The following is a 23778-nucleotide window of genomic DNA, read 5'->3' on the forward strand; positions in this document are numbered from 1 at the left end:
GTATTGAACAGCTATTTGCGGTTCGCTCCAGCTCGTTTATTCAAACATTTTGTTTCACTCAATAGAAATTGCGGGCAATTGTCCCATGAGGAAACAGGTGGAGAGGGGATGGCATGAACGAGCACGCTACAAATCGGCATCGCGCGGCGCAGGAAAGCCAGTTCGTCACCCATGACGGCACGTCGCTGTTCTACCGTTTCTGGCCGGCAATTTCCGGCAGGCCGAAAGGCGTGATTGTCCTCCTGCATCGTGGCCATGAGCACAGCGGACGCGTCGCACACCTCGTTGATGAGCTGGGGCTGGATGACTACGCCTTCTACGCCTGGGATGCACGCGGCCACGGCCAGTCGCCGGGCGTGCGCGGCTTCTCGCCGTCCTTCGGCGCGTCGATCCGTGACCTCGACAGTTTTGTCGCCCATATCCGTCAGGAAACTGGCACCGCCATCGAGGATGTGGCAATTATCGCGCAGAGTGTCGGCGCGGTTCTGGCTGCGGCCTGGGTGCATGACTATGCGCCGAATATTCGGGCGCTGGTGCTGGCTTCGCCCGCTTTCGACATCAAGCTCTATGTGCCATTCGCCAAGGAAGGCATCGGCCTGTGGCAGAAGCTGAAAGGCACCTTCTACGTCAATTCATACGTCAAGCCGCAATTCCTGACCCATGATCCGGAACGCATCGAATCCTATCGTACCGATCCGCTGATTACGCGCCCCATCGCCTCGCACATCCTGCTGCAACTCTATGAGACGGCGAAGCGCGTGGTGGATGATGCGCGGGCGATCACCGTTCCGACGCAACTGCTCATTTCCGGCAGCGATTTTGTCGTGCGTCCTGCGCCGCAACATAGCTTCTTTGAAAATCTCGGCAGCCGCATCAAGGAGCGGCATGTTTTGAAAGGGTTCTATCACGACACGCTCGGCGAACGGGATCGCAAACCCGCAATCGAACTCATCCACGATTTCATCGAGGTCCGTTTTGCCGAAAAGCCGCAGCGCGCCGATCTGACGGATGCGCATATTGCCGGCCACACGCGCGACGAGGCCGACCGGTTGTCCAGCCCGCTGCCGCTTCTGACCGCGCACGGGCTTTACTGGGCGTCGACACGCGCTTCGATAGCCTTCGGTGCGTTGTTTTCGGAAGGGTTGAAAGTCGGCAAGCGCACGGGGTTCGATTCCGGTTCCACGCTCGATTATGTCTATGAGAATGAAGCACGGGGCCTCGGGCCGGGTGGCAAGCTCATCGACAAGCAGTTTCTGGAAGCGATCGGCTGGCGGGGTATCCGCCAGCGCAAGGTGCATCTGGAAGAACTGATCGGTGCGGCGATCAAACGGCTCAAAAGCGAGGGCCGCTCGACCAATATTCTCGACATTGCCTGCGGCCATGGCCGCTATGTCATCGATGCGGTGGTGCGTGCCGACGCCATGCCGGACAGCATTCACCTGCGCGATTATTCGCCGATCAATGTGCTGGCGGGCAACAAGCTCATCCGGGATCGCGGGCTGGAGGCGATTGCCCATATGGAAGAGGGTGACGCATTTAACGAGGAAAGCCTTGCAGCGGTCACGCCGCAGCCGGACCTCGCCATCGTGTCCGGTCTTTACGAGCTTTTCCCGGACAATGCGCTCATTAACCGGTCGCTTTCGGGCCTCGCCCGTGTGCAGAAACCCGGCTCACTGCTCATTTACACCAACCAGCCATGGCATCCGCAGCTTGAAATGATCGCGCGTGCGCTCACGTCACATCGCGGCGGCGAGGCATGGGTGATGCGCCGTCGCACGCAGGGCGAAATGGATCAGCTTGTCGAGAAGGCCGGTTATCGCAAGATCGAACAGCGCGTCGATCAGTGGGGCATTTTCACCGTCTCGATTGCGGAGCGCGTGGGAGACGGCCAAGCGTGAAAGTGCATTTGACGCAACTTGACGGATCTTCGCGGCGGCCTGTGATCCGTCGCGCGATCCTTTGGCTTCTGTTTCTAGCGCCCTTTTTCTACCTGACCTACGGTACGGCCAACTGGCTCGCATCGCAGCAAGGTCATGTGCCTAACCTTGCTTTCGGATGGGAAAGCCAAGTTCCGTTTATCGCGTGGAGCATCGTTCCCTATTGGTCGGTCAATCTGTTTTATGCGATTGCGCTGTTCGTCAATGACAGCCCCGAACAGGTCGACCGGCTGGCAAAACGCTATCTGACGGCACAGATCATCGCTGTTCTCTGCTTCGTCGCTTTTCCGTTGACCGCAACTTTTGTAAAACCGGCAACGGCAGGTCTTCCGGGTTTTATGTTCGATGTGCTTGGCGGCTTCGACAAACCCTTTAATCAGGCGCCCTCGCTGCATATCGCGCTCTTGATCATCATCTGGGATCAGATGCGCCGCGTGATGGGCGATACCATACGCATGGTCTGGCATGTCTGGTGTCTGCTGATCGGTCTGTCGGTGCTGACCACCTATCAGCATCACGCGGTCGATATTCCGGCAGGCGCTTTGCTTGGCCTGTTTGCCTTGTGGCTTTTTCCGCGCAGCGGTCCTTCGCCGCTGGCAGAGTTTCGGTTCACATCAGACCCCAAAGCCAGAAGGATCGGGTTTTACTATCTGGCAGGCGCAATCCTGTTTCTGGTGCTCGCCATCCATGGCCTGACCGTCACCGGCTATGCAGTTTTCTGGCTCTGGCCTGCAACGGCACTGGCCATTGTAACGCTTGGCTATTTCGGTGTAGGTGCTGGCATTTTCCAGAAGCAGACAGATGGATCGGTCAGTCTCGCAAGCCGTTGGCTGCTTTGGCCTTACCGGTTTTTTGCCCGGCTGAATGTGCGGTTCTGGACACGCAAGCTGCCGCCGCATGTCGAGTTGGCCGACGGAGTGTTTCTCGGGCGTTTTCCAAAAGCCGCAGAACCCTCATCCTTTGCTGCCGTCATTGATCTTGCCGCTGAAATGATGCCGCCACCCCATTCTATAGAATGGAAAAGTTTCGGCACGATTGATCTGGTCGCACCGTCATCGGAAAAAGTGCAACTGGCCGCCGATGCCGTTGAAGCAGCACGCCATCACGGCCCGGTTCTTGTCTGTTGCGCGCTTGGTTTTCAGCGCAGCGCAACAGTTGCGGTCGCATGGCTCATCTCTACTGGCCGTGTCGCCAATGCGCGGGAAGCCGAAGCGCTGATCCGTGCCAGGGGCTGGCCGGTGCATCTGCATTTGGCGGAGGAGCTGACATGAATTCTCCGGCAGCGTCCATAGCAATTGTTCTGCGCCGCAATGCCTTTCTCGGCATCATTGTCGCCATGGCTTTGCTTGCGGTCGCTCCCTTCATGCGCCCGGTGCATGATCTGGCCTTCTGGCTGATCTGGCCGCTTTTGTTGGTAAGCTCGTTGATCGTGCTGGGTATCGCTGCGCATCTCCTGTTCGATGTCGCGCTTTTCAAGCTGATCGCCGGTTCCGGTGAAACGGGCTTGGGTGAGGTAGACAGCATTCTTGAGCGCATGGGTTTGCGCTCCAATGACGGCACGGTCCGTCCACTCGCGAAAAGGATAGAAGGCTCGCGACGCATCATGGGGCGTCTGCGGTTCTTCTTGGGGCTGGGTATCGTACTTTTCATTCTGCTGGCCACGGTGCCATTGGGTCAGGGGCTGTAACATGCGGGAACTGATCCGCCATCAGGTGCAATCGACGTTTGGTTCGTTTCTGGCAATCCTGTCGCGCGGGATTACCGGTGTGCGGCCAATCTGGAGCGGCACCGGTCCGTCGCGCAATCAGCGCATCTATTTTGCCAACCATACAAGCCACGGCGATTTCATCCTGCTTTCCTCCTGTCTCGATCAGGAAGAGCGCGCACGCACCCGTGCAGTTGCTGGTGCTGACTACTGGCGGGGCAACCGCGTGCGCCAGTTCATGGCAGAAGTTCTGTTGCGCACCGTGCTTGTCGAGCGCAACTGGGTGGAACGCACGCAAGACCCGATGGAAGTGATGCTGAAAGCGCTGGCCGATGGTCATTCGCTCATCATCTTCCCCGAAGGCACACGCAACATGACCGACGAGGCGCTGCTGCGCTTTCGTTCCGGCATCTATAATCTGGCGCTGGCACGCCCCGATGTCGAGCTGGTGCCATGCTGGATCGAAAACATGTCGCGCGTGCTGCCCAAGGGCGCCATGCTGCCGGTGCCGCTTCTTTGCCGTGTCATTTTCGGTGCGCCGGTGCAGCTTGGCGAGGGTGAGGACCGCAAGGAATTTCTCGCCCGCGCCCGTCAGAGCCTTCTCGATATTCAGCCTCAGAATGGTAATCACTCATGAGTGAAACGACCCGATTATTCCTTGGCCTCATGGGCGTTCTGATAACGGCAAGCGCCGTTGCCGGTGTTCTTTCATGGCGCGCGCCGAAGCCGCTTTCATCCACGCTGGTCAATCTCAATGCCCGCATCAAGGCGTGGTGGATCATGGTCGGGGCCATGTGCATCGCCTTCCTGTTCGGCAAGGGCGGCGTGATCGTGCTGTTCGCGCTGATCTCGTTTGCCGCCTTGCGCGAATATGCGACGCTGACGCAAACCCGACGCGCCGACCATCGCGTGCTGCTCGGCATGTTCCTGCTGGTCATTCCGGTGCAATACTATCTGATCTGGATCTACTGGTACGGGCTCTATTCCATCTTCATCCCGGTCTATTGCTTCCTCGCCATGCCGGTTCTGACTGCACTTTCCGGGGACACGTCGCGCTTTCTGGAGCGTATCAGCGAGCAGCAATGGGGCATCATGCTGTCGGTCTATTGCATAAGCCATGTGCCCGCGCTGATGACACTGGATATTCCCGGTTTTGACGGCAAGAAACTGCTTCTGATCGCGTTTCTGGTGGCCACCGTGCAGGGCAGCGATGTGCTGCAGTATATTTTCGGAAAGCTGTTTGGAAAACATCGCATCGCGCCCAGCATATCGCCGTCCAAAACCTGGGAAGGTTTTTTGGGTGGTGTCGCGAGCGCCTCTCTTCTGGGAGCCGGTCTTGCATGGCTCACACCGTTTTCGCCTGTGCAGGCGGGTGCCCTTGCGGCCACATCATGCATCATGGGTTTCTTCGGTGGGCTTGTTGCTTCCGCTATCAAGCGCGATCGCGGCGTGAAGGACTGGGGCCACATGATCGAAGGACATGGCGGGATGCTCGACCGGGCCGACAGTCTCGTCTTTTCGGCTCCGGTCTTCTTCCATATCGTGCGCTATTTCTGGACCTGAGCTCTGAATATTTGTTTCGTCGCATTATGCTACGCAAAACCGCTTCGCACTTTTGCTGGAAATTCTCGGGTCGGTCAGGGCAGCTTCAAAGCAATGAACTGTGAAACCTGACCGTGGTTGAAATTGTTATCCGAGGCAAGGATCAGCGTTCTCTTGCCGTCAATCATCGGCCCGAAGGTGATGGCCTCTATATTGTCGATGTCGAGGCCGAAATCACCTTCGTTCAGCTGGAGGAAAAGTTTCTTGCTGAGCGATGTCACAGACTGATTGGCCAGTGAGGGCACATCCTTTACATTGCTGGCACCGTCGAAAGATGCGCGGTAGAGCGTAATACGATTGCCCACACCCATGGCGAAGGAGCGCTCGACGGTGAGGAGATCGTTTCCATCGGAAACGAATTCCGACAGACCGTTATCGTTCCAGAAGGGCGGCAGCGTCGCCTTGGTGAAGATCGGGTCGGTGTCATAGGCATATTCTGCCGTCACATTGCCTGAGGCGAGGTCAAAGGCGATGATGCGTGAACGGCTGCCATGGTCGAGTGTCGCCTTGTCTCCATCCTGTGTCAGGGCGTTTTCCGTTCCCGCCAGAAGCGTCTTGCCGTCCGGTGTGATGGTCAGGCTTTCAAAAGACAGATTGTTGCGGACGCCGCGTGTCTTGCCTTCGTCGGGAATGTAGGCTTCCGGCAAAGCAAATTCGCGAATGAAACTGCCATCGGTCTTTGCTTCGCCGATAAAAGGCCTGCCGTTCTTATCGCCTTCGCTTGACCAGTAGATCGTGCCGGTCGCCACGTTGAAACGGATGCTTTCAGGGTCCACATCCTTCAGCGCAAATGATTTGCCGGCCTTATCCAGAAGCTTGACTGTTTCCAGAACATCAAGGCTTTGCACGCCGGAACCGTCGATGGCGAGCTTGAGCTTGTAAAAGCGCGCAGGTGCGTTTTCCGAACGATCGTCGGATATGGCGTAATAGATATTTTCACGTGGGTCGTAGTCGAGGCCGGAAATTCCGCCGAATTCAATGCCGCCGATTTTCAGGCCGGTCGGTAGCATGATAGCGCCGATGAGTTCCGGCTTTTGCATTTCCTGTGCCGCAGCGCTGGTGGCAAGGGCAAGAAACAGTGCAACAAAAGGTGCTTTCATGGCGGATATCCGTTCGATCAGGAAAGTCACCGGATAGTCGTTCTGTTTGACAGGAAGATGAAAGCCGGTCTCAAACCCTGTCGGCCGTGCGCGCCGGTTCTTCCCTGTCGATCAGATGGGAAGGTGCCGCAAACTGCAGCAGCTTGTTCTTGTTCGTGATCTTGATTGCAGAGGCCTGCACACTGACACCGTGGGACCCGAGCGTTGCAAAACTGCGCGACAGGTTTTCCGGTGTCATGCCGAGATAGGCGGCAAGTGTCCGTTTTTCATAAGGGATCATTACGACATCTGCGCCGTTGTTAAAGAGCGATTCCTTGACGATCCAGTTGGCGAGGCGCTGCACACTGCTTCTAAGCTTCTGCGCCTTCAGCTCTTTGACCAGGCGACGATAGGCGCGTGCCGTTTCAAAGACGACGGCGCGCATGAAACCGACGTCCTCGCTCATCAAGTCCCGAACCAGACTTGAAGGCACCATCAGCACACGGGTTGGCGTGAGGGTCTGTGCAGTTTGCAGGCACACATCGTCATTGAGCACGGCTGCGAGAATGAAAATATCGGCGGCGCGCAATATTTCCAGCGCGGTTTCGCCGTCGTCCGATTTCGCGGACATCAACACGAGGCCGTCCAGGATTGCGAACAGGAAGTCCGCAGGCTCGTCTTCCTTGATAAGGGTCGTGCGTGGCGGAAACGACTGCACGAAGCTAGGGCGCATGATCCGCTCGAAAGTGGCATCTGCCATATCCATGAAGAGCGGCAAATTCTTCAGCGCGTCGATGTCTTCTTTCCGCATTAAACCTCACTTTTGGGGTCAAGTTTTCATCAGTCTATTATGCTTGATAAATATCAATTACGCAATGCGCATAAATCAATACTTTGAACTAACTAGGTCTATTTTGGTCGTTAAGCCACGAATATCTAAAATTCAACTTGAATAGTCTAAAGATATTGATCTTAATCAATGTATTCATCTGAAAGTCGACGCATAAGTGCATACGAAACCTCCAATGGTATTCAATTCGGAGTACGCCTATGCAACATGTCGCAGGGGAAAATCCCAGGGCGCAGACCACGGCGCTAGCGATGAGTACGACCGCTTTCACAGTGTGTTTTGCGGTCTGGACCATCTTTGCAATCATCGGCATTGAAATTCGATCCGAGCTGGGCTTAAGCGAAACCCAGTTCGGCTTGCTCGTCGGTACGCCGATCCTTACGGGATCGCTGATCCGCGTCATTCTGGGCATCTGGGCGGATCGCTATGGCGGTCGGGCCATCTTCACGCTCACAATGCTGGTCTCGGCGGTTGCCACCTATCTTCTGACCTACGCCACCACCTATCCGCAAATGCTGATTGCAGCGCTTGGCGTGGGCGTGGCGGGCGGGTCGTTCTCGGTTGGCGTTGCCTATGTCTCGCGCTGGTATCCGCCGGAAAAGCAGGGCGTTGCGCTTGGCATTTTCGGCGCGGGCAATGTTGGAGCGGCGGTGACGAAGTTCTTCGCACCGATGGTCATGGTTGCATTCGGCTGGCATACGGTCGCCGAAGTCTGGGCGGCCGCGATGGTCGTCATGGCGCTGATTTTCTATTTCACCACGAGCGACGATCCGGTCCTGGTCGAGCGTCGGCGCAAGGGCGAAAAACCCGCCAGCACCTTGATGGAGCTGGAGCCGCTGAAGAATATTCAGGTCTGGCGTTTCTCGCTTTACTATTTCTTCGTCTTCGGCGCCTTCGTGGCTCTCGCGCTGTGGCTGCCGCAATATCTGATCCATGTCTATGGCGTCGATATTCGCCTCGCAGGCATCATCGCGGCATTCTTCTCCGTCCCGGCAAGTCTTTTCCGCGCCTATGGCGGACATCTTTCGGATGTCTATGGCGCGCGCCGGGTCATGTACTGGACCTTCGCCGTCTCGCTGGTCGCGACATTCATACTGTCTTATCCGCCGACGGACTATGTCATCCAGAGCGATAATGGTCCGCTGGCCTTCCATGCCGAAATGGGCGTGATCGGCTTCACCATCACCGTTTTCATCCTCGGCTTCTTCATGGCTTTGGGCAAGGCGGCCGTCTTCAAGCACATTCCGGTCTATTATCCGGGCAATGTCGGCTCCGTCGGTGGTCTGGTGGGTATGATCGGCGGTCTCGGCGGCTTCATCCTGCCGATCCTGTTCGGTGTACTTCTGGACCAGACCGGCCTCTGGACGAGCTGCTTCATGCTGCTCTTTGTCATCGTCGCGGTTTCCTTTGCGTGGATGCACGTCTCGATCCGCCAGATGGAGCGCGCAGCCGAGGGCAAGACGACGGAAGAGCTTCCGGCCTTTGCTGAATTGCAGGGCTTGAAGAAAGCCGATGTCAAGCCGGCAAAGGGCGATTCCGTCCTGACCGACTGGCGCCCGGACGATCCGACCTTCTGGGAAGAGAAGGGAAGGAGGATCGCCAAGCGCAACCTGTGGCTTTCGATCCCGGCACTGCTTCTGTCCTTCGCCATCTGGCAGGTCTGGTCCGTGGTGGTGGCAAAGCTGCCGCTGGTGGGTTACCAGTTCACGACCGATCAGCTGTTCTGGCTGGCGGCGCTCCCCGGCATTTCGGGCGCGACCTTCCGCATCTTCTATTCCTTCATGGTGCCGATCTTCGGCGGTCGCCTGTGGACCACACTGACCACCTGGTCGCTGGTCATTCCGGCCATCGGTATCGGCTATGCCGTGCAGAACCCGAATACGCCTTACTTCATCTTCCTGCTGCTGGCGCTCTGCTGCGGCTTCGGCGGCGGTAACTTCGCCTCCTCCATGTCCAACATCTCCTTCTTCTTCCCGAAGAAAGAGAAGGGCAATGCGGCAGCGCTCAATGCAGGACTCGGCAATCTCGGCGTCAGCGTCGTGCAGTTCGTGGTTCCGCTGGTCATCACCGCCGGTATCTTCGGCAAGCTTGGCGGCGATCCGTCAATGGTTGCGACCGAAGCGGGCAGCACGCCGCTCTGGCTGCAGAATGCCGGCTTCTTCTTCGTGCCGTTCATCATCGTCACGGCTTTCGCCAACTGGTTCGGCATGAACGATATCGCGTCGGCCAAGGCTTCGTTTGCCGATCAGGCCGTCATTTTCCGCCGCAAGCACAACTGGATCATGTGCTGGCTCTATACCGGCACGTTCGGCTCGTTCATCGGTTATTCGGCTGGCTTCCCGCTTCTGACCAATATCCTGTTCCCTGAGGTCAATGCGCTTCAGTTCGCCTTCCTCGGGCCTCTCGTCGGCGCGCTGTCGCGGTCGGGTTCGGGCTGGCTTGCCGATAAATATGGCGGCGGACGCGTCACCATCTGGGCATTCGTCCTGATGATGATCGGCGTGGTGGGCGTGCTGTACTTCGTCGGCATCAAGGATCAGCCGAATGCGTTCTGGGGCTTCTTTGCTTCCTTCATCCTGCTGTTCTTCGCAACGGGCATCGGCAATGCCTCCACCTTCCAGATGATCCCGGCGATCATGTCGAAAGAGATGGACAGGCTTATGCCCAATGCCACCCCGGAAGAACGCCGTCACGAAGCAGACAAGGAATCTGCGGCCATCACCGGCTTCACCTCGGCCATTGCTGCCTTCGGCGCCTTCTTCATCCCGAAGGGTTACGGCACCTCGATCAGCATGACCGGCGGACCGGAAGCCGCACTCTGGGCCTTCCTGATCTTCTACGTGACCTGCCTCGTCATCACCTGGGGCGTCTACACCCGAAAAGGCGGTCTGCTCTACGACGTGGAGCACCGCAGCAAACCAGCCGCTGCTGCTGCCTGAAGAAATAAAGTGAGGATATAATCATGAGTCTACTCCTCGATCGCCTGAACTTTCTTGCGCGCAAGAATGTCGGCACCTTCTCGGAAGGCCATGGCGTCACGACCAATGAGAACCGCGACTGGGAAGACGCCTATCGCAAGCGCTGGCAGCACGACAAGATTGTCCGCTCCACCCATGGCGTGAACTGCACCGGCTCCTGCTCGTGGAAAGTCTACGTCAAGGGCGGCATCATCACCTGGGAAACCCAGCAGACGGATTATCCGCGCACCCGGGCCGACCTGCCGAACCATGAGCCGCGCGGCTGTTCGCGCGGGGCAAGCTATAGCTGGTATGTCTATTCTGCCAACCGGGTGAAATATCCGCTGATCCGCTCCCGTCTCCTGAAGCTGTGGCGCAAGGAACGCACGCTGAAAACGCCTGTCGCGGCCTGGGCCGCGATCCAGCAGGACCCCGCCAAGCGTGCCGACTATATGAAGGTGCGTGGTCTCGGCGGCTTCGTTCGCGCAACGTGGGAAGAAGTCAACGAGATCATCGCCGCCGCCAATGCCTATACGGCCAAGACTTATGGACCGGACCGCGTGATCGGCTTCTCGCCGATCCCGGCCATGTCGATGGTGTCCTATGCGGCGGGCTCGCGTTACCTGTCGCTGCTCGGCGGCGTCTGCATGTCATTCTATGACTGGTATTGCGATCTGCCGCCCGCTTCGCCGATGACATGGGGCGAACAGACTGACGTGCCGGAATCGGCTGACTGGTACAATGCCGGCTTCCTGATGCTCTGGGGTTCCAACGTGCCGCAGACCCGCACGCCGGATGCGCATTTCTATACGGAAGTGCGTTACAAGGGCACCAAGTCGGTCGTGGTCTCGCCCGACTATTCGGAAGCAGCGAAGTTTTCCGATCTGTGGCTGCATCCCAAGCAGGGCACCGATGCCGCGCTTGCCATGGCGCTTGGCCATGTGATCCTGCGCGAATATCACCTTGACCGGCAGGTTCCCTATTTCGAGAATTACTGCCGTAAATATTCCGACTTCCCGATGCTGGTCATGCTCTCGAAGAAGGACGGACGTTATGTGCCGGACCGCTTCCTGCGCGCTTCCGACTTCAAGGGCGATCTCGGCGAAGGCAATAATCCAGACTGGAAGACGGTCGCCTTCGACACGAAGTCGGGCGCCTATGTTGCGCCGCAGGGCTCCATCGGCTTCCGCTGGGGTGACGATGGCCAGTGGAACCTCGAAGAAAAGGACGGCAAGGGCAAGGATGTGGAACTTGCCAAGAGCTTCATCGACAAGGACAGCCATGATGCCGTCGCCGATGTGGCTTTCCCATATTTCGGCAACCGCGAGCACGATTATTTTGAAGGCACGGACCATGACAGCGTGCTGGTGCGCAAGGTTCCGGCCCGCAAGCTGAAGATCAAGGGTGGCGACGTCATGGTCGCGACGGTGTTCGACCTGTTTGCCGCCAATTACGGTCTTGATCGCGGGCTTGGCGACGAGAATTCCGCCAAGTCCTATGACGAGGGCCTGCCATATACCCCGGCCTGGGCAGAGAAGATTACGGGTGTCCCGCGCGACCAGATCATTGCTGTCGCCCGCGAATTTGCAACCAATGCCGAAAAGACCAATGGTCGTTCCATGGTCATCCTCGGTGCCGGTCTCAACCACTGGTACCACATGGACATGAACTATCGCGGCATCATCAACATGCTGGTGATGTGTGGCTGTATCGGCCAGTCCGGCGGCGGCTGGAGCCATTATGTGGGGCAGGAAAAGCTGCGCCCGCAGACCGGCTGGACAGCGCTTGCCTTCGCGCTCGACTGGAACCGTCCGCCGCGTCACATGAACTCCACCTCGTTCTTCTATGCGCATACTGATCAGTGGCGCTACGAGACCGTGAAGGTGCAGGACATCCTTTCGCCCACCGCGCCTGAGGGCGCGTGGGACGGCACGATGATAGACTACAACATCCGCGCCGAGCGCATGGGCTGGCTGCCTTCCGCGCCGCAGCTTCAGACCAACCCGCTGGAGCTTGCCAAAGAGGCAGCCGCATCAGGCAAGGAGCCTAAAGACTTCATCGCGAATGCTTTGAAGAACGGCACTGTCACCATGTCCTGCGAGGACCCCGACCACGAGGCCAACTGGCCGCGCAACATGTTCGTCTGGCGCTCGAACCTGCTTGGTTCGTCGGGCAAGGGGCATGAGTATTTCCTGAAGCACCTGCTCGGCACGTCGAACGGCCTGCTTGGCAAGGATCTGGGTCAGGAAGGCGCGCAGGAAAGCCGTGAGGCCGTGTGGCATGAGAATGCTCCGGAAGGAAAGCTCGACCTTCTGGTCACGCTCGATTTCCGCATGTCCACAACTTGCGTCTATTCCGATATCGTTCTGCCGACTGCCACCTGGTACGAGAAGAACGACCTCAATACTTCCGACATGCACCCTTTCATCCATCCGCTGTCAAGCGCAGCCGACCCGGCTTGGGAAGCACGCAGCGACTGGGAAATCTTCAAGGGTATCGCGAAGAAGTTCTCGGAAGTGGCGCCGGAAGTGCTGGGTGTCGAGAAGGACATTGTTCTCGTGCCGACCCTGCATGACACTGCAGGCGAACTGGCGCAGCCGAAAGATGTTCTCGACTGGAAGAAGGGCGAAGTCGAGCCGATCCCCGGCAAGACCATGCCATCGGTTGTGGTTGTGGAGCGCGATTATCCGAACCTCTACAAGCGCTATACCTCCGTTGGACCGCTTCTCGACAAGCTGGGCAATGGCGGCAAGGGCATTTCGTGGAATACCGAACACGAGGTCGAACTGCTCGGCAATCTGAACGGCAAGGTTCATGAGCCGGGGGCAAGCGAGGGACGTCCGCGCATCTATACCGACGTCGACGCAACCGAGGTCATTCTGTCGCTCGCGCCGGAAACCAACGGTGAGGTGGCGGTCAAGGCATGGGAAGCGCTGTCGAAGTTCACAGGTCGCGACCATTCGCATCTGGCCATTCCCAAGGAAGACGAGAAGATCCGCTATCGCGATATTGTTGCGCAGCCGCGCAAGATCATCTCCTCGCCAACCTGGTCGGGCATTGAATCCGAAACCGTCTGCTACAATGCAGGCTATACCAACGTGCACGAGCTGATCCCGTGGCGCACGCTGACCGGCCGTCAGCAGCTCTATCAGGATCACCTGTGGATGCGCGCTTTCGGCGAAGGCTTCTGCGTCTATCGCCCGCCGATCGATACCAAGACGGTCAATCCGGCAATCCGTGAAAAGGCGGACGGCCAGCCGCATCTGGTGCTGAACTTCATCACGCCGCACCAGAAATGGGGCATCCACTCCACCTATACGGACAATCTGTTGATGCTGACGCTCAATCGCGGCGGGCCGGTTGTCTGGATTTCGGAGCCGGATGCCGCAAAGGCTGGCATCGTCGATAATGACTGGGTGGAAGTCTACAACGCCAACGGCGCCATTGTGGCCCGTGCGGTCGTCTCCCAGCGCATGAAGGACGGAACCGTCTTCATGTATCACGCACAGGAGAAGATTGTGAATACGCCCGGCTCGCCGCTCACCGGCCAGCGCGGCGGCATTCACAACTCTGTCACCCGCATCATCACCAAGCCGACGCACATGATCGGCGGCTACGCCCACCAGTCCTATGGTTTCAACTATTACGGAACCGTCGGCTCAAACCGCGACGAGTTCGTGGTCGTGCGCAAGCTTGAGAAAGTGGACTGGATGGAAGGTCCGCTTGAAGAAGGCAACCAGAACTCCGCAGCGAAGGAGGCAGCAGAATGAAAATCCGTGCGCAAATTGGAATGGTGCTCAATCTCGACAAGTGCATCGGCTGCCACACCTGCTCCGTGACGTGCAAGAACGTCTGGACCAATCGTGAAGGCGTGGAATATGCTTGGTTCAACAATGTCGAGACCAAGCCCGGCATCGGTTTCCCGAAGGAATGGGAAAACCAGAAAAAGTGGAACGGCGGCTGGGTTCGCAAGAAGAACGGCAAGATCGAGCCGAAGATGGGCTCCAAGTGGCGCATCCTCGCCAAGATTTTTGCCAATCCGGACCTGCCGGAAATCGACGACTATTATGAGCCGTTCGACTTCGATTATGGCCATCTCCAGACGGCAGGCGAAAGCAAGACCATGCCGACCGCCCGTCCGCGCTCGCTGATTTCCGGCGAGCGGATGGAAAAGATCGAATGGGGTCCGAACTGGGAAGAAATTCTCGGTGGTGAATTTGCCAAGCGTTCGAAGGATTACAATTTCGAAGGCGTGGAAAAGGAAATCTACGGCCAGTTCGAAAACACCTTCATGATGTATCTGCCGCGCCTGTGCGAGCACTGCCTCAATCCTACCTGCGTTGCGGCCTGCCCGTCAGGGGCGATCTACAAGCGCGAGGATGACGGCATTGTCCTGATCGATCAGGAAAAGTGCCGCGGCTGGCGCATGTGCGTCTCCGGCTGCCCCTACAAGAAAATTTACTACAACTGGAGCTCCGGCAAGTCCGAAAAGTGTATCTTCTGTTATCCGCGCATCGAAGCTGGCCAGCCGACCGTATGTTCGGAAACCTGCGTCGGTCGCATCCGCTATCTGGGTGTGATGCTCTATGATGCCGACCGTATTTCGGAGGCCGCTTCCACGGCCAACGAACAGGATCTCTATGAGGAACAGCTCAATATCTTCCTCGATCCGAACGATCCTGCCGTGATCGAACAGGCGCGCAAGGACGGTGTGCCGGAAGCCTGGCTGGAATCCGCCAAGCATTCGCCGGTCTACAAGATGGCGATGGACTGGAAGATTGCCTTCCCGCTCCATCCTGAATACCGCACCCTGCCGATGGTCTGGTACGTACCGCCGCTCTCGCCGCTCCAGTCGGCTGCCGCTGCGGGCAAGCTTGGCATGGATGGTCCGCTGCCGGATGTTCGTTCCATGCGCATTCCGGTCCGCTACCTTGCCAATCTTCTGACCGCAGGCAAGGAAGAGCCGGTCATCTCGGCGCTGGAACGTATGCTCGCCATGCGTGCCTATATGCGCGCCAAGACCGTCGATGGTGTTATCGATGAGGCGATTGCCGACCGCGTCGGCATGAGCAGCGCGATGATCGAGGAAATGTACCACATCATGGCGATTGCCAATTACGAAGACCGCTTCGTCATCCCGACCACGCATCGTGAAATTACCGAGGATGCCTATGACGTGCGCGGCTCCTGCGGCTTCACTTTCGGCAATGGCTGTTCGGGTGGAACGTCGACCGAAGACCTGTTCGGCTCCAAGCGCCAGAAAGTCGTCCAGACACCAACGGATATTTTCCGGGAGCAGGTGTAATGAACAAGACCCTGAAAATCATTTCGCTGCTGCTTTCCTATCCGACCGCAGAGCTGCAACTCGGCGGCGAGGAACTGAAAAAAGCACTGGCCGGGGAAAAGCTTTCCCCCGGCATCCACAGGCTACTCGACAGCCTTGTCGATTATGTCTGCGACTGCGATCTCTACGAGGCGCAGGAACGTTACGTGCATCTTTTTGACCGCACGCGCTCGCTGTCGCTGCATCTTTTCGAGCATGTGCATGGTGAAAGCCGCGACCGCGGCCAGGCCATGGTCGATCTCATGAAGATGTATGACGACAACGGCTTTGTCGTCGATGCCAAGGAACTGCCGGACTATCTGCCGCTGTTCCTCGAATTCCTGTCGACACGCTCGCCAGAGGAAATCCACGATCTCCTCACCCAGACAGGCCATATCACGGCGGCCATCGGCGAGCGTCTGCGCAAGCGCCAGTCGCCTTATGCCAACGCCTTTGCGGCGCTGCTGCATGTCGCCAATGCCAAGCCGGACAAGAACCTCGTCGGAGAATTGCTTCGGCAAGAGGAAGACGACCCGAACGATCTCGCCGCGCTCGACCGCATCTGGGAAGAAGAAGCGGTAACGTTTGGCGGCAATGCGGGCGACAATTCCTGCGGCCCGGACCGGTTGCGGACGCAGATGCGTGCAGCACAGCGCAAGCCCGGCAACCCGTCCAACCCCTCACATATATAGGAGACGGAAAATGGCTTATCTCCATACGTTTCTTTTCGGCATCTATCCCTACATCGCACTGAGCGTGCTCGTGCTCGGTTCGATCTTCCGTTACGACCGCGAGCCCTATACGTGGCGTTCGGGCTCAAGCCAGCTCTTGCGGCGCAAGCAGCTCATGTGGGGCTCGGTTCTGTTCCACCTTGGCGTGCTGTTCATCTTCGCCGGTCATTTCGTCGGCCTGCTGACGCCGATCTGGGTCTTCGACATGCTCGGCGTCAGCCATGAGGCAAAGCAGATTCTCGCTGTCGTGGCGGGTGGCATCGCCGGTGTGATGGCAATCGTCGGCGCCAGCATGCTTGTGCATCGCCGTGTGTTCGACCCGCGTGTTCGTGCGTCCTCGCGGCCATCTGACACGCTGATCATCATTCTGTTGTGGTTGCAGCTTCTGCTCGGTCTCAGCACCATTCCGATCTCGCTGCAGCATCTGGACGGCGGCGAAATGGTGACATTCATGAACTGGGCGCAAGGCATCTTCACCTTCAATCCGGCTGCATCAAGCTACATCACCAATGCGTCGATCATCTTCAAGATGCATATCTTCCTGGGGCTTACCATCTTCCTGCTGTTCCCGTTCACGCGTCTTGTGCATATGCTGAGCGCGCCAGTGCGCTACATCTGGCGTCCGGGCTATCAGGTCGTGCGTGAGCGCAACCATACGGCTCAGCCCTCGCATATGCGTATTCCTGCGGAGTAAGGCTCATGGTGACACTTTTTGACCGGAAGCAGCCAACTGAACAGCCAGCTGAACATTCGCACGGAGCGCATGCTCATAATACGGGCTACACGACCTATCAGGAGCCGGATACGCGCGTGCCGCCGAAGCCGCGCCCGGTCTTTGATGCGGTGTCCGTCAATGGCGTGGCGATCAACGAAACCGACATTCTGACGGAGGCACAAAACCATCCGTCAGAAAATCCCGGCGCGGCACTGCTTGCCGCCGCGCGGGCGCTGGCGATCCGTGAGCTTCTTCTGCAGCGTGCGAGGGAAACCGGCATCGTGCCCGAGCACGAGAAGGATGCAGAAGGGCGCAGCGAGACCGACGAGGATGCGCTGGTGCGCATGGTGATCGAACGGGAGGTGGAAGTGCCTTCCGCCACACGCGAGGAAGCCTTGCGCTTTTACGAAAACAACCGCCACCGCTTCACCAGTGCGCCTATTCTGGAGGCGAGCCATATCTTGATCGCTGCCGATCCTGCTGACAGCCAAGCCCGTGAGAAGGCCCGCACGACCGCATCCCATCTGGCATCCTCGGTGATTGCCGCGCCTGCCACATTCGCCTCGGTTGCGCATGAATATTCGTCCTGCCCTTCGGGCGCGCAAGGCGGCAATCTGGGTCAGCTCACACGCGGCAGCACGGTGCCTGAATTCGAGCGGGCGCTGGAACGCCTGACACCTGGTGAAATAACGCCAGCCCCGATTGAAAGCCGTTTCGGCTTTCATATCGTACGGCTTGACCGCCGTATCGAGGGCGAAGAATTGCCCTTCGACTATGTTGCCGACAGGATTGCCGGCTGGCTTGAAGCCTCCACCTGGTCGAAGGCCGTGTCGCAATATATCGCGATCCTCGCAGCCGATGCCGACATTACCGGCATCGATCTGCTGTCGAACGAGGGAGCCGAGGCATGAGCCATGAACCGACACTTGCAGCCATCCTGGCCGCAAAGGATGTGCCGGTGGACCAGCTTCTGGCTGGCGTAGCGCATCGGGCGAAGCAGGCAGGGCTGCGCGTGGCGGGCTTTCTCCAGCACCGCGAGAGCAATACGGATGAATGCTGCCGCGATATCGAGATCGAGCATATTGGCACCGGCGTGACGCAGATTATCTCGCAGTCGCTCGGTTCGGGGTCGAAGGGGTGTCGTCTCGATCCAGCGGCCCTTGCCGATGTGGCAGGTTCGCTTCTGGCGGAACTCGATAGCGGCGCCGATATGCTGATCCTCAACCGTTTCGGCAAGGGCGAGACGGAAGGGCATGGTTTCCGCTCCATCATCGAAATCGCCTATGCGCGCCAGATTCCGGTGCTGACTGTGGTGCGGGAAACCTATGTCGAAGGCTGGAACGACTTTGCCGGTAATTGCGGCGTTCTTCTGGCTCCTGATAGCCAGGCAGCGCTTGGATGGTTCGACCGGGTGACGGAACCCCGGCAGCTGTCGGAAGCCGTTTGACGGCGGTCTTTCTGCCGGAATTGCTGCTCTATAAATCGAGCTGGTCGCGACGGTCTTCCGCAATCAGCTTGCGGATCTGATAGACGATCTGGTCTCCATGGGCCTTGCCAAGCAGATCGGCGGTATCCACGTCCCGTTCTTCGATGGCGCGGATCATGTCTTCATGCTCGGTGACGTAGCGCTCGGGCAGGCGATCGGCGAAAGACTGGTAATAGAGGCGCAACAGCCTGCGCCCTTCATCGAGAAGCCTCGAAAAGAAGGTGGTGTAGAAGGGATTGCGACCCGCTTCAGCAATAGCGGCGTGAAAATCGCGGTTGGTCGCGATCATTTCCAGCGCATTTTGTGAACGGACTGCGCGGGCAAAAGCTTCCTGATGCGCACGGATGTTCTCAAGATCCTTGTCGGTCCGGTTGCGGGCGGCAAGCCGCGTGGTCACGCGGTACATCAGCGTTACTGCGTCGAAAAATGCGGGCAGGCTCAAAAAGTCGATATTGGACACAACGGTCGAGCGATTGGGAAGCGTGGTTACGAAACCGTCGCTTGCCAGCCGCACCAATGCTTCGCGTATAGGCGTGCGTGACATGGAAAAGCGTTCGGCCAGCTGGTTTTCATCAATGGGGCTACCCGGCGCGAGCGAAAGATCGATGATCTCGTCGCGCAGCACGTCGTAAACCAGCTTGACACCTGAACCCTTTTTCCGGTCGGCTGTCTGGTTTGCGTCGTCTTTGTCCATGATCTTGTCTGTCCTCTGTCGGTGTATTTGCCGCAGCACAACTGCATTCTAACACCAGTTTAAATCTCATCGGTCAAGCAATCCTATCCCGAAATAAAATTTTGGTCGACAAGAAAAATACAAAGTGTATATTTGACTTCAATACAAGGTTCGGCAGACCGATTGTAGATCCAGCCCGCGTGAAGAACGCTCAAGGAAAAACGTCCAAGGAACGACGCTATGACCTCTAATATTTTCTCCGGTTGCATTCCGGCCCTCATGACCCCCTGCAAGCCCGACCGCACGCCGGATTTCGATGCGCTGGTCCGCAAAGGCAAGGAACTGATCGCGAAGGGCATGTCTGCGGTTGTCTATTGCGGTTCCATGGGCGACTGGCCGCTTCTCTCGGATGAGGAACGCATGGCTGGCGTTGAAGCGCTTGCCAAGGCAGGCGTGCCCGTCGTCGTCGGCACCGGCGCTGTCAACACGAAGATCGCTGCCGCCCACGCAGCCCATGCGCAGAAAGTTGGCGCGAAGGGCCTGATGGTCATTCCGCGTGTTCTCTCGCGTGGTTCGTCGATCTCGGCGCAGAAGGCCCATTTCAAGGCGATCCTTGCGGCAGCTCCCGATCTGCCAGCCGTTATCTACAACAGCCCGTATTACGGCTTTGCGACCCGCGCCGACCTGTTCTTCGCACTGCGTGCGGAACATCCGAACCTCATCGGCTTCAAGGAGTTCGGCGGTGCGGAAGCCATGCGTTATGCAGCCGAAAACATCACGAGCGCCGATGACAATGTAACCCTGATGGTCGGCGTCGATACCGGCGTTTTCCACGGCTTCGTCAATTGCGGTGCAACTGGTGCGATCACCGGCATCGGCAATGTGCTGCCGAAGGAAGTCCAGCATCTGGTGGCACTGTCGAAGGCCGCCGCCAAAGGCGATGTCGAGGCACGCAAGCTGGCGCTGGAACTGGAAGCCGCACTGGACGTGCTGTCATCCTTCGATGAAGGCCCTGACCTCGTTCTCTTCTACAAGCACATGATGGTTCTGACCGGCAATCCGGAATATGAGCTGCATTTCAATGAGACGGACAAGCTGTCCGATAGCCAGCGCGGCTATTGCGAAACCCAGCTTAAGCTGTTCCAGACCTGGTATGCCGACTGGCTCAAGCAGGGCAGTGCGGCGGCGAAATACGCTGCCTGAAACGCATACAGATAAAAGAAAAAGGCGCCGAATTCCGGCGCCTTTTTTGTGTCTGGTCAGGATATGGCGTCCAGACCCTTATCCTTCAGTTTTTCCAGAAGCGCCATTTCGGCAGCGGTAAGCATGATGCCTTTGGCCAATGAATCGCGACGGGCGGCAAAGCGGCGCTGCGACGGCAGGCGCGCGCCCTGTCCGGCTATCGCTTCGATCAGGATTTCGCCGCGCTCCTGCGGATTGCCGCGACCACCTGCCATGCGGGCAGGGTCGAAGGCAATGATGAGTTCGCCATGGCGTGGCGCCAGCGTCGTCGTGCCAAGGAAATCGAGCGCTTCGGGGCTGGTGAAATCACCGATCATTACACCGGCCAAAAGTTCGATCATCGTGGAAATGGCCGATCCCTTGTGCCCGCCAAATGGCAGCATCGCGCCTGCAAGGGCGGCTTCCGGATCGGTCGTCGGATTGCCGTCTGCATCGACGGCCCAGCCTTCCGGCAGCTGCTTTCCGGCGCGACGGTAGAGTTCCAGTTCGCCACGTGCGGCAACGCTGGTCGCAAAGTCGAACACATAAGGATAATCACCGGAGCGAGGCCAGCCGAAGGCAAAGGGGTTGGTGCCGAGAAGCGGCTTCGTTCCGCCAGCGGGCGCAACGGTGGCATAGCTTGGGCACATGGCCATTGCCGCAAGTCCCTGTTCGGCGAGTGCTTCGACTTCCGGCCACAAGGCCGCGAAATGGGTGCAGTCGTTGATCGCCAGCGCCGCGACGCCGAGCTTGCGCGCCTTCTCGACGAGGGCAGGCGTACCGCGCTCGAACGCCAGATTGGCAAAACCGCCCTTGGCATCGACGCGAACGACGGCGCTGTCATCGGTCGTGACGACCGGATCGGCATCGGCAACGACCTTGCCGCTCTTCAGCGTGCGCAGGCAGCCTTCGATACGGTAGACACCATGCGATTTGCAGCCGTCGCGCTCACCCGCCACAATCGTCTTGGCAATGGCTGTGGCATGATCGGCGCTGAAACCTGCCTTGTGCAGGATTTCTCGCACAAGCCTGGCGAGTTCTTCTGTCGAAATCGAAATGGTGTCGCTCATTCTGTCATTCCTTGCCAATTCTCGGGGGCCGTTCTTAAGGGGGCAGTGCTGGGCTGTAATAGGCGTGAAGGCGAGTATCGTTCGTTGAATGCATACAAGATGCATGCAGGCTTGTCATGTCGCGCAGGCTGGCCGGAGGCTGCGGCAAAAGGGCTGGCGGGCACATCAAATGGTGCGATGGTGGAATGCAGAAAATCAATCAGTTTTATTCTGAGCGTCATTATCATGAATAACTTCACCTGTTTGATCCAGATCAAAGAGGTTGGCAGGCGACGGGTCTAAACCCCATTACGTGGCGTGTTGAGGCCGAGACGGCAGGTGCGCCAATCGTTGGAGATCAGGACAAAATGCGTAACATCGCGATCAAATTTGCTGCCGCAGGCATCCTCGCCATGCTGGCTGCCCCCGCTCTTGCCGAAAATATCGAAGTTCATATGCTCAACAAGGGCGCCGAGGGCGCCATGGTTTTCGAGCCTGCCTATATCAAGGCCAATCCCGGCGACACGGTCACCTTTATTCCGGTGGACAAAGGACATAATGTCGAATCCATCAAGGACATGATCCCTGAAGGTGCGGAAAAGTTCAAAAGCAAGATCAACGAGAACTATGTGCTGACGGTTACCCAGCCCGGCGCATATCTGGTAAAGTGCACACCGCATTATGCCATGGGTATGATCGCGCTCATCGCTGTCGGTGACAGCCCGGCCAATCTCGACCAGATCGTTTCGGCCAAGAAGCCGAAGATTGTTCAGGAGCGGCTGGAAAAGGTCATCGCCAGCGCCAAATAAGAGCGCCAAATAAGATTGACCGAAAACTCTCGATGAGCCGAACTTGAACCGGCTTCATGACGAGGACATCATGACCAGACAGCCAGGCCTGCAGGCAGTACCTGCTGCGATGCCATCCGATCAAAAAGGTATGCCGCGCGGACTGAAAATGACCGGTCCCGTCCTCCTCAGCTATGGCTTCCGCCCATTCTTTCTGGGCGGAGCCATATGGGCCGTTCTGGCCATGCTCTTCTGGATATTGTCACTGACACTCGGAATGCCGCTCGGCGGCTCCTATGGCGGGTTGAACTGGCACGCCCATGAAATGGTGTTCGGTTTCTCCTCTGCCGTTCTGGCAGGCTTTCTGCTGACAGCCATTCCGAACTGGACGGGAGGCTTGCCGGTATCTGGCACACCGCTCGCCATTCTCTGTGGGGTATGGCTTGCCGGACGGCTGGTCTTTCTGGAGCCTGACCTGATCGATGTGCACTTTGCAGTCGTTGTCGAAAGCCTGTTTCTGCCCTTGCTGCTTTTCATCTGTGCGCGGGAAATCATTGCCGGGCGCCAATGGAAAAACCTGAAGGTACTGGTTGGCGTGACGACGGTGATGGTTGCCAATCTTGTCTTCCATTATCTGATCCTGACCGACGGCGACGTGGCATTGGCTAACCGCATCGGGGTCAGCGCCTATGTCCTGCTGGTCATGGTGATTGGCGGGCGCATTGTGCCAAGTTTCACCCGCAACTGGCTCAACAAGATGGGGCGGACACGCTTTCCGGTGTCTTTCAACCGCTATGACGGTTTCAGCATTCTTGTCGGGGTGGCTGCCTGCATCGGCTGGATCGCCGCTCCTGATCAGACGATAACGGCGGTGCTGGCGTGGATCGCAGCCCTGTTTCACATCGTGCGGCTTTACCGCTGGCGGGGATGGTCTGTGGCGCGGGAAAAGCTGCTGCTGGTTCTTCATGTCGCCTATGCGTTCATCCCGCTCGGTTTCATCGCCATCGGTCTTTCCGCCATTGATCGCCTCAACCCCTATTCCGCCTTGCATGTCGTGACTGTCGGCGCAATCGGCTGCATGATGCTGGCGGTCATGACGCGGGCCACCCGCGGCCATACCGGGCGCGAACTGACTGCCTCGCCCGTCACACAGGTCGCTTATCTTTGCCTTGTCGCGGCAGCGCTGATCCGTCCGCTGGCGGAAGTCATGCCGAATTTCTTCCATACCATCCTCGCAGCATCGGCTTTGCTCTGGATGGGTGCTTTCGGGCTTTATGTCCTGGAATACGGTCCGATGCTGTTGCGTGAGAGACGCCAGCGCATGGCCGGGGCGTAATCCGCCTCATTTCGATACCATTATAAAGCGCAGTCCGTGGTGATCTACGGGCTGCTTTTTTGTGTTTCGAGAGGTGAGTCGCGACGCCAGAGCTGCGATTCGGCCCGTCCGAAGGGCCTGAAACAGGGGTGCGGAAAGAAAAATCACACTCAAGATCACATTTAAATCGTTATAATGTTATGGCCGTATTGTTATGCTTTTGAAACGGTGTTACCGGAATTGGTGCCTGAGAGGCTGGCCTTAAAAGGACTGCGAAATCTCAGGCAGCACGAGCGCGATGCGCTCTGGCTTAGTTGTTTTACGCATATCGGCACCGAACCGGGTTT

At 58.0% G+C, this 23778-nt stretch carries 19 protein-coding genes; 15 read left to right on the plus strand and 4 right to left on the minus strand.

Annotated features, from left to right (window positions below):
- Positions 1–113: 113 nt before the first annotated feature.
- Genes AC1RHM_RS09035 through AC1RHM_RS09055 form a run of 5 tightly spaced genes read left to right on the plus strand, consistent with a single transcriptional unit; the run spans position 114 to position 5205 of the window.
- On the plus strand, positions 114–1898 hold the full coding sequence (locus AC1RHM_RS09035) for a bifunctional alpha/beta hydrolase/class I SAM-dependent methyltransferase (RefSeq protein WP_182505917.1): 1785 nt from the start codon (positions 114–116) through the stop codon (positions 1896–1898).
- Positions 1895–3208: a phosphatase PAP2/dual specificity phosphatase family protein gene (locus tag AC1RHM_RS09040; RefSeq protein ID WP_151612736.1), complete on the plus strand. Its 1314-nt coding sequence runs from the start codon at positions 1895–1897 to the stop codon at positions 3206–3208. The genes AC1RHM_RS09035 and AC1RHM_RS09040 overlap by 4 nt, the downstream gene beginning before the upstream one ends.
- The gene (locus tag AC1RHM_RS09045) at positions 3205–3624 is read left to right on the plus strand and encodes a hypothetical protein (RefSeq protein ID WP_151612738.1); all 420 of its coding nucleotides are present in this window, start codon (positions 3205–3207) and stop codon (positions 3622–3624) included. The genes AC1RHM_RS09040 and AC1RHM_RS09045 overlap by 4 nt, the downstream gene beginning before the upstream one ends.
- Position 3625: 1 nt before the next feature.
- Positions 3626–4279, plus strand: coding sequence for a lysophospholipid acyltransferase family protein (locus AC1RHM_RS09050; RefSeq protein ID WP_011982634.1), 654 nt, complete (start codon positions 3626–3628; stop codon positions 4277–4279).
- The gene (locus AC1RHM_RS09055; protein WP_151612740.1) at positions 4276–5205 is read left to right on the plus strand and encodes a phosphatidate cytidylyltransferase; all 930 of its coding nucleotides are present in this window, start codon (positions 4276–4278) and stop codon (positions 5203–5205) included. Before AC1RHM_RS09050 ends, AC1RHM_RS09055 begins: the two co-directional genes overlap by 4 nt.
- A 74-nt stretch (positions 5206–5279) precedes the next feature.
- On the opposite strand, the gene AC1RHM_RS09060 is transcribed toward AC1RHM_RS09055, so the two are convergent.
- A complete protein-coding gene (locus AC1RHM_RS09060) occupies positions 5280–6344 on the minus strand; it encodes an esterase-like activity of phytase family protein (protein WP_010660849.1) in 1065 nt (354 codons plus the stop codon).
- A gap of 70 nt (positions 6345–6414) precedes the next feature.
- Positions 6415–7134: a cyclic nucleotide-binding domain-containing protein gene (locus AC1RHM_RS09065; RefSeq protein ID WP_010660850.1), complete on the minus strand. Its 720-nt coding sequence runs from the start codon at positions 7132–7134 to the stop codon at positions 6415–6417.
- A 239-nt stretch (positions 7135–7373) separates the two neighbouring features.
- On the opposite strand from AC1RHM_RS09065, the gene AC1RHM_RS09070 reads away from it, so the two are divergent.
- The 7 genes from AC1RHM_RS09070 to AC1RHM_RS09100 are packed head-to-tail and all read left to right on the plus strand — an operon-like array spanning position 7374 to position 18346.
- A complete protein-coding gene (locus AC1RHM_RS09070) occupies positions 7374–10112 on the plus strand; it encodes a nitrate/nitrite transporter (protein ID WP_029376201.1) in 2739 nt (912 codons plus the stop codon).
- 23 nt (positions 10113–10135) lie between these two features.
- Complete coding sequence (locus tag AC1RHM_RS09075) at positions 10136–13900, plus strand: nitrate reductase subunit alpha (protein WP_151612742.1); 3765 nt, start codon at positions 10136–10138, stop codon at positions 13898–13900.
- Entirely contained in the window at positions 13897–15435 is a 1539-nt protein-coding gene (gene narH, locus AC1RHM_RS09080; RefSeq protein ID WP_010660853.1) for a nitrate reductase subunit beta, read from the plus strand. The genes AC1RHM_RS09075 and narH overlap by 4 nt, the downstream gene beginning before the upstream one ends.
- Positions 15435–16145, plus strand: coding sequence for a nitrate reductase molybdenum cofactor assembly chaperone (narJ, locus tag AC1RHM_RS09085; protein ID WP_010660854.1), 711 nt, complete (start codon positions 15435–15437; stop codon positions 16143–16145). The genes narH and narJ overlap by 1 nt, the downstream gene beginning before the upstream one ends.
- A gap of 10 nt (positions 16146–16155) precedes the next feature.
- Positions 16156–16878 (plus strand): respiratory nitrate reductase subunit gamma, encoded by a 723-nt coding sequence (gene narI, locus AC1RHM_RS09090; RefSeq protein ID WP_010660855.1) that lies wholly within the window; start codon positions 16156–16158, stop codon positions 16876–16878.
- Positions 16879–16883: 5 nt separating this feature from the next.
- Positions 16884–17810, plus strand: a complete 927-nt coding sequence (locus AC1RHM_RS09095) for a peptidylprolyl isomerase (RefSeq protein WP_010660856.1) — start codon at positions 16884–16886, stop codon at positions 17808–17810.
- A complete protein-coding gene (locus AC1RHM_RS09100) occupies positions 17807–18346 on the plus strand; it encodes a DUF2478 domain-containing protein (protein ID WP_151612744.1) in 540 nt (179 codons plus the stop codon). Before AC1RHM_RS09095 ends, AC1RHM_RS09100 begins: the two co-directional genes overlap by 4 nt.
- A gap of 28 nt (positions 18347–18374) precedes the next feature.
- Here AC1RHM_RS09100 and AC1RHM_RS09105 read toward each other — a convergent pair whose 3' ends face one another.
- The gene (locus AC1RHM_RS09105) at positions 18375–19079 is read right to left on the minus strand and encodes a GntR family transcriptional regulator (RefSeq protein ID WP_006468363.1); all 705 of its coding nucleotides are present in this window, start codon (positions 19077–19079) and stop codon (positions 18375–18377) included.
- A gap of 219 nt (positions 19080–19298) precedes the next feature.
- Here AC1RHM_RS09105 and AC1RHM_RS09110 point away from each other — a divergent pair, with 219 nt between their 5' ends.
- Entirely contained in the window at positions 19299–20261 is a 963-nt protein-coding gene (locus AC1RHM_RS09110; protein ID WP_011982643.1) for a dihydrodipicolinate synthase family protein, read from the plus strand.
- Between the two features lie 56 nt (positions 20262–20317).
- On the opposite strand, the gene AC1RHM_RS09115 is transcribed toward AC1RHM_RS09110, so the two are convergent.
- Positions 20318–21349, minus strand: coding sequence for an Ldh family oxidoreductase (locus AC1RHM_RS09115; protein WP_029928127.1), 1032 nt, complete (start codon positions 21347–21349; stop codon positions 20318–20320).
- Positions 21350–21696: 347 nt separating this feature from the next.
- Here AC1RHM_RS09115 and AC1RHM_RS09120 point away from each other — a divergent pair, with 347 nt between their 5' ends.
- Positions 21697–22137: a pseudoazurin gene (locus tag AC1RHM_RS09120; RefSeq protein WP_010660860.1), complete on the plus strand. Its 441-nt coding sequence runs from the start codon at positions 21697–21699 to the stop codon at positions 22135–22137.
- A 70-nt stretch (positions 22138–22207) separates the two neighbouring features.
- Entirely contained in the window at positions 22208–23452 is a 1245-nt protein-coding gene (locus tag AC1RHM_RS09125) for an NnrS family protein (protein ID WP_029928125.1), read from the plus strand.
- Positions 23453–23778: the final 326 nt, after the last annotated feature.

Source organism: Brucella sp. GW823-FHT04E01 (genome assembly GCF_058796175.1).